Origin of the sequence: Streptomyces sp. NBC_01306 (assembly GCF_026340465.1) — a bacterium.
Classification (GTDB): Bacteria; Actinomycetota; Actinomycetes; order Streptomycetales; family Streptomycetaceae; genus Streptomyces.
Genome location: NZ_JAPEPC010000001.1, coordinates 4,920,622 through 4,934,429 on the forward strand (window position 1 = coordinate 4,920,622; position 13,808 = coordinate 4,934,429).

14 protein-coding genes are annotated in these 13,808 nt (G+C 69.8%); 4 read left to right on the forward strand and 10 right to left on the reverse strand.

Annotation, left to right across the window (positions count from 1 at the left end):
- Positions 1–75: 75 nt before the first annotated feature.
- From OG385_RS21730 to OG385_RS21775, 10 genes are all read right to left on the reverse strand, one after another.
- Positions 76–924 (reverse strand): siderophore-interacting protein, encoded by an 849-nt coding sequence (locus OG385_RS21730; RefSeq protein ID WP_266856805.1) that lies wholly within the window; start codon positions 922–924, stop codon positions 76–78.
- Positions 925–927: 3 nt separating this feature from the next.
- Positions 928–1,956: an ABC transporter substrate-binding protein gene (locus OG385_RS21735; RefSeq protein WP_266856807.1), complete on the reverse strand. Its 1,029-nt coding sequence runs from the start codon at positions 1,954–1,956 to the stop codon at positions 928–930.
- Between the two features lie 174 nt (positions 1,957–2,130).
- Positions 2,131–2,829, reverse strand: coding sequence for a response regulator transcription factor (locus tag OG385_RS21740; protein WP_266856809.1), 699 nt, complete (start codon positions 2,827–2,829; stop codon positions 2,131–2,133).
- A 49-nt stretch (positions 2,830–2,878) separates the two neighbouring features.
- A complete protein-coding gene (locus tag OG385_RS21745; RefSeq protein WP_266856811.1) occupies positions 2,879–4,078 on the reverse strand; it encodes a histidine kinase in 1,200 nt (399 codons plus the stop codon).
- 37 nt (positions 4,079–4,115) lie between these two features.
- Positions 4,116–4,667, reverse strand: coding sequence for a hypothetical protein (locus OG385_RS21750; RefSeq protein ID WP_266856813.1), 552 nt, complete (start codon positions 4,665–4,667; stop codon positions 4,116–4,118).
- Positions 4,668–4,841: 174 nt separating this feature from the next.
- Positions 4,842–5,573 carry an amino acid ABC transporter ATP-binding protein gene (locus tag OG385_RS21755; RefSeq protein ID WP_266856815.1) on the reverse strand — a complete coding sequence of 244 codons (732 nt, stop codon included), beginning with the start codon at positions 5,571–5,573 and terminating at the stop codon, positions 4,842–4,844.
- A complete protein-coding gene (locus OG385_RS21760; protein WP_266856816.1) occupies positions 5,573–7,069 on the reverse strand; it encodes an ABC transporter substrate-binding protein/permease in 1,497 nt (498 codons plus the stop codon). Before OG385_RS21760 ends, OG385_RS21755 begins: the two co-directional genes overlap by 1 nt.
- A 136-nt stretch (positions 7,070–7,205) precedes the next feature.
- Complete coding sequence (locus OG385_RS21765) at positions 7,206–7,952, reverse strand: IclR family transcriptional regulator (protein WP_266856818.1); 747 nt, start codon at positions 7,950–7,952, stop codon at positions 7,206–7,208.
- A 356-nt stretch (positions 7,953–8,308) separates the two neighbouring features.
- Positions 8,309–8,779: an aminoglycoside 6'-N-acetyltransferase gene (gene aac(6') / locus OG385_RS21770; protein ID WP_266856820.1), complete on the reverse strand. Its 471-nt coding sequence runs from the start codon at positions 8,777–8,779 to the stop codon at positions 8,309–8,311.
- 8 nt (positions 8,780–8,787) lie between these two features.
- Complete coding sequence (locus tag OG385_RS21775) at positions 8,788–9,147, reverse strand: MFS transporter (RefSeq protein WP_266856822.1); 360 nt, start codon at positions 9,145–9,147, stop codon at positions 8,788–8,790.
- Between the two features lie 113 nt (positions 9,148–9,260).
- Between OG385_RS21775 and OG385_RS21780 the strand changes: the two genes are divergently transcribed.
- The 4 genes from OG385_RS21780 (at position 9,261) to OG385_RS21795 (ending at position 13,801) form a co-directional block, all read left to right on the forward strand.
- Positions 9,261–9,482, forward strand: coding sequence for a hypothetical protein (locus OG385_RS21780; RefSeq protein WP_266856824.1), 222 nt, complete (start codon positions 9,261–9,263; stop codon positions 9,480–9,482).
- 315 nt (positions 9,483–9,797) lie between these two features.
- Entirely contained in the window at positions 9,798–11,105 is a 1,308-nt protein-coding gene (locus OG385_RS21785) for an MFS transporter (RefSeq protein ID WP_266856826.1), read from the forward strand.
- A gap of 143 nt (positions 11,106–11,248) precedes the next feature.
- Positions 11,249–12,265 (forward strand): LacI family DNA-binding transcriptional regulator, encoded by a 1,017-nt coding sequence (locus tag OG385_RS21790; protein WP_266856828.1) that lies wholly within the window; start codon positions 11,249–11,251, stop codon positions 12,263–12,265.
- Positions 12,266–12,604: 339 nt separating this feature from the next.
- Positions 12,605–13,801: a hypothetical protein gene (locus OG385_RS21795; protein ID WP_266856830.1), complete on the forward strand. Its 1,197-nt coding sequence runs from the start codon at positions 12,605–12,607 to the stop codon at positions 13,799–13,801.
- Positions 13,802–13,808 lie beyond the last annotated feature (7 nt).

The following is a 13,808-nucleotide window of genomic DNA, read 5'->3' on the forward strand; positions in this document are numbered from 1 at the left end:
TCGTAGTTAGGTAAGCCTAACCTAACTAATCCGGGCGTCGCAATGAGGCCTCACCCCCCTGGGGGATGTACCGGGTCAGGCGGCGCGCGCCGCGGTCTCCCTCAGCTGTTCCTCGCTGAGCCCACGGCGCCAGTAGCCGACGAACGTGACCTGTCTGCGGTCGACTTGGCGCTCCCGTACGAGATGGCGGCGCAGCTCCTTGACGCAACCGGACTCGCCCGCGATCCAGGCGTACGGGTGCGCGCCGGGCAGCTCGGCCGCGCGTACGGCGTCGATGGCGGCCGGGGCGCCCTCGTCCCGCACGAGCCAGGTGACCCGCGCGTTCGCCTCGGTCCGCAGCGGCTGCCGGTCGGCGGCGTGCTGGACCTCAAGCCAGACCTGGGCCCTGGTGCCGGCCGGCAGCCACTCCAGGATGGCCGAGGCGGCGGGCAGCGCGGTCTCGTCCGCCCAGATCAGCACCGAGTCGGTGCCGGTGGGCGGCTGGAAGCGGACGGCCGTGTTGTGCTCGACGGCGGGCCCCAGGACGCGGACCCGCTGTCCTGGCGTGGCCTGCCGGGCCCACCGGGAGGCGGGGCCGCTCGCCGTGTCCGCGGCCGAGGGCGCCGCGCCGTGCAGCGCGAAGTCGATGTCGACCTCGTCGGGGTCGCGGCGCTGCTCGCGCACGGTGTACGAGCGCAGCACGGCCCGTACGTCATCGGGCAGCGCCCGCCACTCGGCGAACCAGTTCTCGCCGGCGGGCAGTTGGGGCTCCTGCTGCCCCGGGTGGGGCAGGAAGAGGGAGAGGCTCTGGTCACGGCCCCCGGCGGCGAAGTCCCTGAGGTCCTCGCCGCCGAACGTGATGCGGACCATCGACGGGCCGAGCCGCCGGGTCCGTACGACATGAAGGCCGAAGAAACGGAAGGGGGCGATGGCGGCCGTCGTCATGGGTCAGCTGATCTTCTTCGCGGTCTCTATCGCCTTGGCCAGCGCCTCCAGGGCCGGGGCGCACTTGTCGTAGGAGAAGATCGGGTCCGTCGTGGAGCGCGGGATGACCTGTCCGGCCTTGACCGCGGGCAGCTCGCCCCAGGTCGGCTTGGACTTCAGCGCGGACGGCTGGATGGCGGAGCTCCGGTTGTCCATCATGATGATGTCGGCCGGGTACTTGTCGGCGTTCTCCCAGCTCAGGCTCTCGAACCAGCCGTCCTTGTCGACCTTGTCCGGTACGACGATGTTGACGCCGAGCTCCTTGAAGTACCGCAGGTCGGCGGAGGGTTCGGGGGTCGAGATGTAGAGCAGATCGGCGCTGGCCGAGCCGATGAGCACCTTGATCTTCGGGTTGGCCTTCGCGGCGGAGCGCAGCCGGGCCGCGGCCTTCTCGAAGCGGGCCTTGGCGTCGGTGACCTTCTTGGCCTTCAGGTCGGCGCCCAGGGACTCGGCCAGTTCGGCGTGGCGCTGGAGCGCGGCGGGCATCGAGGTGCGGGCGACCATCAGGGCGACGCTCGGGGCCAGCTTGAGGATCTTGGACTTCGACTCGTCGGGGACGTACCAGAGGGCGCCCTTGTCGTACATGCCGGTGATCAGCAGCTGGGGGCTGAGCGCCGCGTACTTCTCGACGTTGAACTCGCCCCAGACGTTGCCGAGTATCTCGACCTTGCTGATGTCGAGATCGCCGGCCTGCACATCGGCTTTGCCGTCCTTGGTCCTGGTCGGCCCGAAGACCCCGGTGACCTCGACGCCGTAGTCGTGCAGCGCCGCGGCGGTCCCGGTGAAGGCGACGATCTTCGTGGGGGTTGCGTCGGCCTTGGCGGTGATGCCACGGTCGTCCTTGAAGGACCAGGGGCCGGAGTCCGATTTCGCAGAGCCCGAGCTCTTGGAGTCGCTGCCGCCGCAGGCAGTGAGGGCGGCACCGATACCGATGACGCCGCCCGCGGCGAGGATGCCGCGACGGGAGATGTGAGAGGCGCGGGCGTTGGGCATGGCTGGACTCTGCTTTCCGTACGTGCCGGGACGGCCACTGGGCAATTCCTGGTCAGGTTAGCCTAACCTGACCTCTTGTCCAGGGGGTGGGGGACCGTCGCCGGGTACGGGGGAACCGCTGCGGGTTCCCAGCGTTGTGTCGCTACGGGCTCCGGCTTACGGGTTCCTTCTGGCTTACGGGGTCCTGTCGGCCAGTCCGTACCGCCAGGCCCAGGCGATCAGCGCACCGCGGTCGTCCAGGGCCAGCTTGGCCAGCACATGGTTGAGGTGCGTCTTGACCGTCGCCTGGCTGACGACCATCTCCTTGGCCACCTGCCGGTTGTTGAGCCCCTGCGCCACCAGCCGCACGACGTCGATCTCCCGCCGGGTGAGGCCCTCGGCCTCGGCCGGAACCCCGGGTGAGGCCGTGACGACGGGGGCGGGTCCGGGCGCCGGAGCGGTGGAGTCCGGTTCGCTGACGACCAGTTCGACCAGGCGGCGCTGGACCGCGGGGTCCAGAACGGTGTGCCCCGCCGCCACATCGCGGACCGCGGCGAGCACCGCCTCACCGGTGGCGTCCTTGGTCAGATAGCCGGACGCGCCGGCCCGCAGGGCCGGCATCACCGCGTCGTCGTCCGCGTACGTGGTCAGGATGAGCACCCGGACCCCGATGTCCGCGGTGACGACCCGGGCCGTCACCTCGGCGCCGGTCAGCCCCGGCATCCGCAGGTCGACGAGGGCTACATCGGGCCGCGACTCCGTGGCCAGCCGAACGGCCTCGTGCCCGTCGCCCGCCTCGCCGACCACCTCCATGTCGTCGGCCGATGACAGCAGCAGCACGACCCCGTCCCGTACCACTGCCTGATCGTCCGCCACCAGTACCCGAATCGTCACGCGTCCGCCTCCCCGCCCGTGTGCGGCGCCCGGACGCCGGCTGATGTGTTCACGACCCCATCTTCCCAGCCGGGCCCGCGCCACCCCCGGCCCCCGCGACCGGTACGCGCATCTCGATCCGCCAGCCCGCCCCGCCGGGCACCGGCCCCGCGGACAGCGTCCCGCCGACGGCCTCGATCCGCTCGGCCATGCTCCGCAGACCGGTGCCGCTCCCCTGCACACCCGAGGGTCCGCGGCCGGCCGGCAGCCCGTGGTCGCGGACGTCCACCCACAACTCCCGCTCCGACCACGCCACATCCACCTCGATGACGCTCCCGGTCGCATACCGCGCCGCGTTCGTCAGGGCCTCCTGCACCGCCCGGTACACCGCGTGGCCCGCCTCGGGGCCGAGCGGGCAGGGCCTGCCGGTGACCCGCAGGCGCGCATCGCCGGGGAAACCGCCGACCAGACCCTTGAGGTCGTCCACGCCCCGCAGCGGCGCGTGCCGCAGCGCACCGACCGCGGCGCGCGCCTCCTGGACGCCGTCCCGCGCGAGGTCCGCCGCCCGGTCGATGGGGCCGGTCAGCGACGCGGGCGCGCCCTCCCGGCCGGCGATCGCCCGTACCGCCTGCAACTGCACGGACAGACCGGCCAGGCTGTGCGCCAGGACGTCGTGCATCTCCCTGGCGATACGGCTGCGTTCCTCGACGGCCGCCGCCTCCTGCAGGGCCTGCCGGGACGCCTCGACCTCGGCCAGCAGCGCCACGGCCCGGTCCCGCTCCGCCTGGAGCGCGGTGTGCTCCACGGAGCGGTCGGCGAGGAGCCAGGCGCCCACCGCGGCCAGCAGTCCGGCCAGACTGCCGGTGACCACCATGATCGCGATCCCGAACGCGGCCGACATCACCGCGACGGCGGTCGTCCGCACGGGCCCCGCGGGCAGGCGCAGCGGGAGGACGGAGACGCCCGCGAGCACCGGGAAGGAGCCGAGTCCGGCCGGCACCAGGAGCGAGATCGCGAGGCCGGAACCCATGGCGATCGTCGCGCCCAGGGCGCCCAGGACGGACGGCAGGGTCCGCCGGCCGAGCAGCATCCCCAGCGCCGCGAGGACTCCGAGCGCACCGATGACGATCCTGAGGGGCGTCCCGTGGGCCTGGAGCACGGTGACCGTCATACAGGCCACCATGGCCGTCGCGCCCCTGAAAGTGCCCCGGTCCAGCGCTTTCCAGCCCGGTGCTTCCCAGACCGGCGTGCTCCACCAGCGCCCGTTCATCTCCGCACTCCGTTCTCCGCCGGCTGCTCCGCCCCGGTCAGACGTAGGTGCCGGGGCGCGGCGCCGGGGCGGCGGACACCGACGGGGTGCGCTTGGCGCGCGCGGTGAGGAGCCCCCCGCGGACGACGATCGTACCCAGCCGGACGACGACCTCACCGAATGCCATCAGGACGAGAGCCACCACCCACGCCTGGCCGCTGGTGATGTCATGGGCGACGGAGAAGTGCGCGAGATGGGCCTTGCCGGAGGGGTGGCTGGACCAGATGGCGAAGCCCAGCCGGAAGCCCATGCAGATCACCCAGAGCGCCGCGGCGCTCACGGTGGCCTTGATGCGCACGTGCCCTTCCGCGTAGCGGACGCGGGTCAGCAGGCCGGAGACGAGGCCGAAGACGATTCCCACACCCGCGAACACCGCGATCAGTGGCAGGTCGTTCCCCGCGGTGGGGAAGGCGTCCAGGTAGTTGAAGCCCGTCCAGGCGATGATGCCCAGCGGCAGGAGGATGGTGCGGGGGGTGAGCCGTTCCTCCCGCAGCTGGCGGAGGACGATGAGGAGAAGCGCGATGTCGATGATCCAGTCGGTGAGCGTCATGGCTTCGACTATTCGCTCCGGCGCCCCGGATTCCTTCAACCCACGGGTGGAAGGGGGGTGGAACGGGGGTGGAACCCGGGTGCAGCCGGGCCTCCACCCGGGGCAGGACCCCAGGGGGGAGGGGCCCGGGTGGAGACCGGGACGGAGGTCCGGGACGGAGGTTCGGGTGGAGACTTACAGCACCTTCGCCAGGAAGGTCCGGACCCGTTCGTTGTCGTTCCCCTCGGCGAAGAACTCCTCGGGCGGCAGATCAGCGGCGATCCGGCCGCCGTCGATGAAGACGACCCGGTCGGCCACCTTGCGGGCGAAGCCCATCTCGTGCGTCACCACGACCATGGTCATGCCCTCCTTGGCCAGGCCGGTCATGACTTCCAGGACGTCCTGGACCACCTCCGGGTCCAGTGCGGACGTCGGCTCGTCGAACAGCATCAGCTCGGGGTCCATGGCCACGGCCCGTGCGATGGCGACCCGCTGCTTCTGCCCGCCGGACAGCCGGTTCGGGTAGATGTCGGCCCGCCCGAGCATCCCCACCCGGTCCAGCAGGGCGCGCCCCCTGGCCTCCGCGTCCTGGCGGGTCCGGCCCAGCACGTTCATCTGCGGCAGGACCACATTGCGCAGCGCCGTCATGTGCGGGAACAGGTTGAACTGCTGGAAGACCATGCCCATACGGGCCCGCAGCTGGTCCAGGTTCGACTCGGTGGCGCTGAGCTCGTCACCCGAGAACACGACGCGCCCCGAGGTCGGTGTCTCCAGCAGGTTGAGGCAGCGCAGGAACGTCGACTTGCCGCCGCCACTCGGGCCGATGACGGCCACGACCTGCCCCGGCTCGATGGTGAAGTCGATGCCGCGCAGCACCTCGTGATCGCCGAACGCCTTGGTGATGCCCTGGGTTTCGAGGAGTGCCATCAGACGTACACCGCCATCTTCTTCTCTATTGCATGGGTCGCGAAGCCGATGATGTTGGTGAGGATGTAGTAGAGAAGGCCGATGAAGAGATAGACGGTCAGGGCGTCGAACGTCCTGGATATGACCACCTGGCCCACCAGGAACAGCTCGCTGATCGTGACGAACGAGACCAGCGTGGAGTTCTTCGTCAGCGACACGAACTCGTTCCCCAGCGGCGGAAGCATCCGCAGGAACGCCTGCGGGACGACGACATGGCGCATGGCCGACGCGTGGGACATACCGCAGGACCTGGCGGCCTCGATCTGGCCCCGGTCCACCGATTGCACGGCCCCGCGGAAGATCTCGGTGACGTACGAGCCGCTGTACAGGCCGAGCGAGAGCACACCCGCGACCATGGGCGGCAGTTGCAGCCCGAGCTGGGGGAGACCGAAGTAGATCAGGAACAGCTGGACGACGAACGGCGTGCCGCGGATCACGGAGACATAGGCGTTGCCCAGCCAGCGCACCGGCGCGATGCGGCTCAGCTTGGCGAACCCGCCCGTCATGCCGAACAGGAGACTCAGGCACAGCGACATGAGGATCACTTCGATGCTCACCACCAGGCCGTGCCAGATCTGGCCCCAGGAGTCGATGATCGTCTGCGGATTGATGAGCGCGTGCTTCTTCGCCTTGGCCGCGCTGCCGGAGCCGAACCACTTGTGGGTCAGCTTGCCGTAGGAGCCGTCGCTCTTCATGGACTTCAGCGCGCCGTTGAACGCGGTGGTCACGGCCGCGTCCGTCTTCGGGAAGGCATAGCCGTAGTCCTCGCCCGTCAGACGTTTGCCGACCTGCTTGAGGCCGCCCTGCTGGGCGATGAAGTACTGGCCTGCCGGGGCTCCGGTGACGACTGCCGCGGCCTGGCCCAGCTTCACGGACGAGAACATCTGCTGGTTGGTCTGCACCGTGACCACCTTGGCCCGGGGCTGGTTCTCCTTGACCCACTCGACGGACTTGGTGCCGACCTGCACCGCGACCCGCTTGCCCGCCAGATCGTCCAGGGAGTGGATCGTGTTGTCCTTGTCGGCGGTGAACATCGCGAGCCCGCCGGGGTAGTACACGTCCGAGAAGTCGATGACCTTGGACCGCTCCTTGTTGATGTAGATCCCCGAGGCGCCCATGTCGATCTGATGGGCCTGCAACGCCGGGACGATGTTCCCGAACGGCATCTGCGTGAAGGTGACCTTCTTGATGCCCGCGCGCTTGGCGAGTGCCCTGACCAGCTCGATGTCGAAGCCGACCCGGACGCCCTTGGCGTCGGTGAACTCGAAGGGCGGGAACGTCGCGTCGGTGCCCACGCGCAGCGTGGCCTTGCCCGAGCGCAGCTGCTGGAGCTTCTGAGCCCCCTTGTCCGCCTGCGGCGCTGCGGCGGCGGGCGAGGCTCCCGCCAGCAGAAGGAAGGACGAGAGGAGGCCGGCCAGAACGGCTGCGGCCCTTCGTCCCACGGGTGCTCTTACCATGTTCCACTCCATTCGGACCTTGCGTGATGCACGAGTTCAGGTGACGGGGCCGCGGTGCGTAACACCGGGCGCCCGGCGCACCCCCTCGTCACCGGCGGCTCCTCGTCACCGGCGGCCCGTGGGCTGTCCCGGGCCGTCATGGCAGCGGCTCGTCGAGACGGCCGATGTCCTGTGCCGCGGCATGGGTGAGGGTGAGCAGCGCCTGGTGATTGCGGCGGCCCCGGAACTCCGGGGCCATGGTGCTGACGGTTCCGGTGAGTTGCCCCTGCCGGTTGAGGACGGGGACGCTGACCCCCCACACGCCCTCGTCGACAGCTCCGGTGCTCATGGCGTACCCCCGGTCGCGGATACGGGGGAGGTCGGCGGTCAGCGCCTCGGCCTCACGGGGGCCGATCCGGTGCGCAGCACAGACCACGGCCACGCGGGCGGCCGGAAGATGGGCGAGGATCGCCTGGGCGCTTGCCCCGAAGGTCAGCGGCTGGCTCAGCCCCGGCGAGAAGCTGCACTTGATCACCCGCGACCCCTCGGCGGCCTCGACGCACAGAACGTGCTGGCCGCTGGGGATCAGGAAGGCCGCCAGCTCCTCGGTGTCGGACGCCAGCCGGTCCAGACGGCGCTTCACGCCCCCGCCGCTGAGCATCTCGCGCCGGTAGTTCACCGCCATCTGGACCGCGAGCGACCCCGCGCAGTACCGGCCACGCGTCCGCGTCTGACTGACCAGACCCAGCTGAGTCAGATCGCCCAGGTGGCGATAGACGGCGCTGACCGGAATGCCGGTGCGGCGGGAGAGGTCCTGAGCGGTCACAGAAGTCTGCTCGGCGAGCACGGCCAGGATGGCACCGGTTCTGTGGGCGGGACCCGGAGCGGTCTTTCCGGTAATCACTCGGCAGACCTTAGGGAACAAATCCAGCCACGACGAGACCGTTGTCTCACCCACTGGGAACTTGCCTATCAATCAGTGGGAGATGTGCGATGTGACGGAGTTGTCGACCGCTCGTGTGAATTGTTCCTCACTGTACGGATATTCCCGGGTGTGAGGCGGCTGGGGGTGCGGTCGATCAGCCGGAGGGGTGGCCGGTCAGGCGCTGGAACGTGGTGTTCCGGGGCAGCCTCGACAGCACTTTTCCGGCCATCCGGTCCGTCCGAGTGGTCACGGCCGTCACTGTTGGCCACGGAGGTTACGGAGGCCACGGAGGTTACGGAGGTCACGAGGTCAGGGGGCCGACCGGCCCGTCCCCGTCAGGTCAGCTCGTCGGCCAGCAGATCCATCAGCAGCCCGTCCTGCCGGACTCCCGCCCGGTCGAGCCCGTACTGCCGCATGATCCCCACCGGCTTGAACCCGACCTTGCCGTAACTGCGGATCGCCGCCGTGTTGGCCGCTGCTGGGTCGATGGTCAGCCGGTGGTGGCCGCGCTCCCGCACCAGCCACCGGGCCAGCGCGCGTACGGCATCGGTCCCGAGCCCCTCCCCGTGCCTGCGTGCCGTCAGGAAGATGTCGATGCCCGCACGGCGGAACTCCGGGTGGGTCTCCTCCGCGAACTGGACGGCGCCGATGACCTCGCCGTCGAGGAGTACGGCGAGCATCCCCTCGTAACCGGCCGGGGGCGCCCACCACTTGGCGACTTCCGGCTCCCGCACGATCCGGTCCAGCTCCGCGCCCTCGCCGTCCGCCACGGGCCGCAGTACGACCCGGTCTCCGTGAATCTCCATGCCCTGCATTATCGAGCGCGCACGTCAGGTGGCGCGCCGTCCCGGCTGTCGTCCCGGCCGCCGTCCCGGCTGTCGTCCTGGTCGTCGGGGGAGTCCCGTTCGTCGGAGGAACCCCGTACGAGCAGCGCGGCGAGAACCGCAGCCGTGAGGAATCCTGCGGCGCCGACCGACACCGCGGTGTGCAGCCCGCCCAGGAAGTCTCCCGCGACCAGCGTGCCGAAGACCGCGACGCCGATGGCGCTGCCGATCTGGCGCGCGGCGTTGAAGGCGGCGGCCGCGGCCCCGCCGCGGCCGGCGGGGACGGCCTCCATCACCGCCGCGGTGGAGGCCGGCATGGTGAACGCGGTGCCGAATCCCGCGGCGGCCATCGGGGCGATCACTCGCCTCCGAGGAGACACGGAGCGACGACGGCTCCACGGACGTCACCACCTATCTGCTCACGCCCCGGGGCAGACAGGAACTCGGCACCTTCGGCGTCGACGTGGATGCCCTGCCACGCCGGCGTGTCACGGTCCGCTACTGCGTCGACTGGTCCGAACAGCGCCACCACCTCGCCGGAGCGCTCGGCGCCGCGATCACTGACCGGATGTTCGCCCTGGAGTGGCTCCGCCACGGAAAGTACCGCCGCGTCATCCGTCTCACGGACACGGGCCGGGAGGAGCTGCGGACGGTGTTCGGCGTACGGGGTGACCTGATCGTGTGACGGGCTGCGCCAACAGCCCTCGGGGCAGGGCCTGTTGACCCTGGTCTGATGATCCTGGCCTGCTGACCGGGGCGACACCACTGCTTGACGCCGTATCGCCTGGCCCTTAACTTGACTGGTAAAACGTCATACCAGGCCGTTGAGACGGCGCGCCGTTGAACACCATGCGTGAAATGGCCATGCCGTTAAAACGTCATACCAGATCGCTCACCGGCTCGGTGTCGAGTGGCAGCAGGTGTGCACCTGTGCGAGCCGGCCGCCTGTCCGGCTGTGACTGTGACTGTCGAAGGAGACCCAGTGGAGACAGGAGACCCAGTGGAGACAAAGGGGCCCGGCAAGGCCAAGATCGTCGTAGCCGCTGCTGCCGGAAACTTCGTGGAATGGTACGACTTCGCCATCTACGGGTACTTCTCTCCCGTTCTCGCCAAGGTGTTCTTCCCCGACTCGGACGGGCTGAACGGCTTGCTCGCGACGCTGGCCATCTTCGGTGCGGCGTTCGTGCTGCGCCCGGTCGGCGCGGTCATCTTCGGGCACCTCGGCGACAGGAGGGGGCGGCGATGGGTGTTGTCCTTCGTCATCCTCACCATGGCCGGTGCGACGACACTGATCGGACTGCTGCCGTCCTACGCCTCGGCCGGAGTCCTCGCGCCGGTCGCCCTCACCGTGCTGCGTCTCGTCCAGGGACTCTCGGCCGGCGGTGAGTTCGGCGGAGCCGCGTCGCTGCTCTTCGAGCACGCGCCCTCCCGCAAGCGCGGCGTCTTCGGATCCGCCCAGGCCGCGAGCATCGCCGTCGCGCTCGCTGTGTCGGCGGGCCTCGGTACCGCCCTCACGGCGTGGATGAGCGATGCGTTCCTCCACTCGCAGGGGTGGCGCATACCGTTCCTCCTCGGTCTTCCTCTCGGTGTCGGCGGCTGGTACATCCGCAGGAACATCGACGAGACGCCCTCCTTCACGGCCATGCAGGAGCAGGGGCAGGTCGCTGACAGCCCGGTGAAGGAGGTCTTCCGTGGCCACTGGCGCATGATCATCGCGGGGACGGGGGCGATCGTGTCATGGACGGCCGGGGGATACGTCACGCTTCAGTTCCTCCCGGCCTTCTTCGAAGGCGTTCTCGACAGGAAACTGTCCGAGGGACTCACCGCCTCACTCTGCGGGCTGACCGCGTACGCCGGATTCATCGTCCTCGGCGGGTGGCTCTCCGACCGGGTGGCGCGGTGGAAGGTGATGATGGGCGGCGCGATCGGTCTGGCCGTGGTCGCCGTCCCCTGCTACCAACTCCTCATCCACGGGGGAGCCTTCAGTATCGGCGTCGCGGTCATTCTCTTCGCCGGCTTCCTCGGGCTCACTGCGGGGCCGACGCCCGCGATGCTGTCCGAGCTCGCCCCCGACAACGTACGCAACTCGTATCTCTCGATCGTCTACTCCGTCGCCAACGCCGCGTTCGGTGGGTTCGCGCCGTACATCGTCACCGCCCTCGTCTCGTCGAGCGGCAATCTGCTCTCGCCGGCGTTCTATCTGATCGGCCTGGAGGCGCTGGCGGTCGCCGGGCTCGTCGGAATCTCCGTGCACATGCGCCATCGCGCGCTTCTCCCCGACGCGATGCCGGCCGACGCCCGGGTGTGAGACGGCCGGGTGTGAGACGGCCGGTCGGCGATGGCGGGCGCTGAAGGCCGGTCCCTGATGGCCGGTCCCTTAACGCCGGTCCCGGAAGGTCAGGGCTTGGATCAAGCTAGTGTGTGTGTCAGCCCCGGGGAGGAACACACGCAATGGCCACTCTCGTCGACGTAGCGAAGCGGGCCGGCGTATCGGTCGGCGTCGTGTCCCGACTGCTGAACGGTGACGAGACTCTCCGCGTACGGGACGAGACCAAGCGGCGGGTCAGAGAAGCGGCCGCCGAACTGGAATACACGCCGAACTACGCCGCCAGGGCGCTGCGCAAGGCCAAGGTCGGTGTGATCGGCCTGGCGGTGCATGACGCGAGCAACCCCGTCTACAGCGAGATCATCGCGGGCGCCCAGGCCGAGGCGACGAAGGCCGGTTACGCCCTCATGCTGTCGGACGTGGACGCTCTCGCCACGGACGACGTGATGTTCAAGCGTGTGGTCTCCAGCGGTGCGATCGACGGGCTGCTCCTGCAGCGGGCCGGTACCGCTTCCGACGCGCTGGTGTCGAAGATCGCGTCCGGCCAGGTGCCGACCGTACTGCTCAACGACCGTACCCGGGGGGCCATCGGCAGCGTGGCCGTCGATGACTACGCGGCGGCGCACCTGGCGGTCTCGCATCTGATCGGCCTGGGCCACCGGCGGATCGGCCTGCTGCAGGTCGACGGCCCCCAGAGCCGTGCGCTCCGCAGGCGCAAGGGCTGGGCCGACGCTCTCGCCGCCGCCGGGCTCGACGCACCGCGCTCCCGCGTTTTCCCCGGCGGCCACACCGCCGAACTCGGTTACCGCGGTATGACCGAGCTGCTCTCCGCGCGAAACCGGCCGACCGCTGTGTTCGTCGCCAACGTTCTCTCCGCGGTCGGCGCTCTCAGCGCCGCCCATGACATGGGCGTCTCCGTACCTGACGGCATCTCACTTGTCGGCCTCCATGACGTCTTCGTCGCGAATTTCCTCCAGCCTCGGCTCACTGTGGTCCGGCTGCCGCTGTTCGAGCTCGGCGCCAGAGCGGTCACACTTCTCCTCAAGCAGCTGGAGAACGAACCGGCCCGGCACGAGAGCATCGAGGACCCCGCGCCCGTCATGGTGATCCGGGAATCCAGCGCTCCGCCCGCGGCGGGCTGACCCCAACACCCTTCCCTTGAGCGGGAGTTCATCTCCCGGTTTAGCCCCGCGGGTTCGCCTCGCGGGTTCGCCTGCGGGTCGGTACGCGGCGCCGTGCGCTCCTGGTCGGCACCCTCCTCGTGGGGCACCCCTGTCGGGCCCTGACCGGTCCCCCTTCATGTCCGGAATCCGTCGGCCCTGGTCTGTGTCCCGTACGGGTTCGGCGTCTGCCCTTTGCTCGCGCCGGCGGAAAAAGCTACATTGGTAATGCGTTTTACCAACCACGTTTTACCAACCATCGGCCGCAGTGCGCAGTCGACCCGGCGGATGGCACCTGACGAGCCGGACGAGGAGCTCTTGATGCGAAGCACGACCCGGCTTCGAGGCATGACCTGGGACCACCCACGCGGCATTGACGCCCTCCGGGCCGGCAGCGATGAGTTCGAACGGCTGACGGGGGTCGCGATCGACTGGACCGCGCGCCCGCTCCGCGAGTTCGAGGACACGTCGGTGGTCGAGCTGGCCGCGAGATACGACCTGGTGGCACTCGACCACCCCTTCATCGGCGACGCGGTGGCCGCCGGTGCCCTGATGCCTCTCGATACGGTCCTGCTCCCCGCCGAGCTGGCCGAACGGGCCGATGACTCCGCCGGTCCGAGCAACTCCAGCTACCACTGGAAGGGTCGTCCGTGGGGCGGTGCGGTGGATGCCGCCTGCATGGTCAGCGCCCATCGCGCAGGGGCGGTCGACCCGGCGGGGATACCGGGCCGATGGGACGCCGTGGCCGCGTTCGCACGGCGCTGCGGACGGGAGTCCGTGCTGCTGGCGGCGAATCCGACCCATCTGTGGGGCACGGTCCTGTCGCTGTGCGAGGCCGTCGCCAACACCGCGGTCGGCCCGCGTGACGGCTGGCGCCGGAGTGGTGACGGTCGCCCGGACTGGTGGGGTGACGGCGGTATCGAACCCGCGGTGCTGGACGAAGCCGTCGACAGGGCGCTCCGTCTGCTGCCGCTGTGTGCCCCCGAGTCGCTGCGGAGCGATCCGATCACCGTGCTCGAACGCCTGGCCAGGTCCGGCGATCCGGCCATGTACACACCGTTGGTGTTCGGCTACATCACCTACGCCCGGCCCGGTGCGCGCGGTGAGCTCGTGGCGTTCAGTGACGCACCGCGCGTGGGTGATGACCCTGTCGGCACTCTGACGGGCGGGGTGGGTCTCGCCGTCTCGGCACATGCGGACTCCGGCCGGGAGGCCGCCGCCTTCGTACGTTTCGTGACGTCGGCGAAGGTGCAGGGCGGACTCTCGCACGACGCCGGAGGGCAGGCGGGCCGCCGGTCGGTCTGGACGGACGAGGACGTCAACGCCCAGGTCACGCACTTCTACCGCGACACCCTCGCCACCATGGACCGCTCCTTCCTGCGCCCCCGGTCGCCTGGTTACCCCTCCTATCAGCGGGCAGCGGCTGACGCGCTGCACCGTGGCGTCCTGAACGGTGTGGGGCGACGCGAGATCGTGGCCGAACTCGGAAAGCTGTGGTGCGTGCATGTCCAGGCCTGAATTCGAC

Bases quoted from the DNA above. Each gene is read 5' to 3' on its own strand.
- OG385_RS21730 (WP_266856805.1), bottom strand. From the start codon at position 924: ATGACGACGGCCGCCATCGCCCCCTTCCGTTTCTTCGGCCTTCATGTC.
- OG385_RS21735 (WP_266856807.1), bottom strand. From the start codon at position 1,956: ATGCCCAACGCCCGCGCCTCTCACATCTCCCGTCGCGGCATCCTCGCC.
- OG385_RS21745 (WP_266856811.1), bottom strand. From the start codon at position 4,078: ATGAACGGGCGCTGGTGGAGCACGCCGGTCTGGGAAGCACCGGGCTGG.
- OG385_RS21750 (WP_266856813.1), bottom strand. From the start codon at position 4,667: ATGACGCTCACCGACTGGATCATCGACATCGCGCTTCTCCTCATCGTC.
- OG385_RS21755 (WP_266856815.1), bottom strand. From the start codon at position 5,573: ATGGCACTCCTCGAAACCCAGGGCATCACCAAGGCGTTCGGCGATCAC.
- OG385_RS21760 (WP_266856816.1), bottom strand. From the start codon at position 7,069: ATGGTAAGAGCACCCGTGGGACGAAGGGCCGCAGCCGTTCTGGCCGGC.
- OG385_RS21775 (WP_266856822.1), bottom strand. From the start codon at position 9,147: ATGGCCGCCGCGGGATTCGGCACCGCGTTCACCATGCCGGCCTCCACC.
- OG385_RS21790 (WP_266856828.1), top strand. From the start codon at position 11,249: ATGGCCACTCTCGTCGACGTAGCGAAGCGGGCCGGCGTATCGGTCGGC.
- OG385_RS21795 (WP_266856830.1), top strand. From the start codon at position 12,605: ATGCGAAGCACGACCCGGCTTCGAGGCATGACCTGGGACCACCCACGC.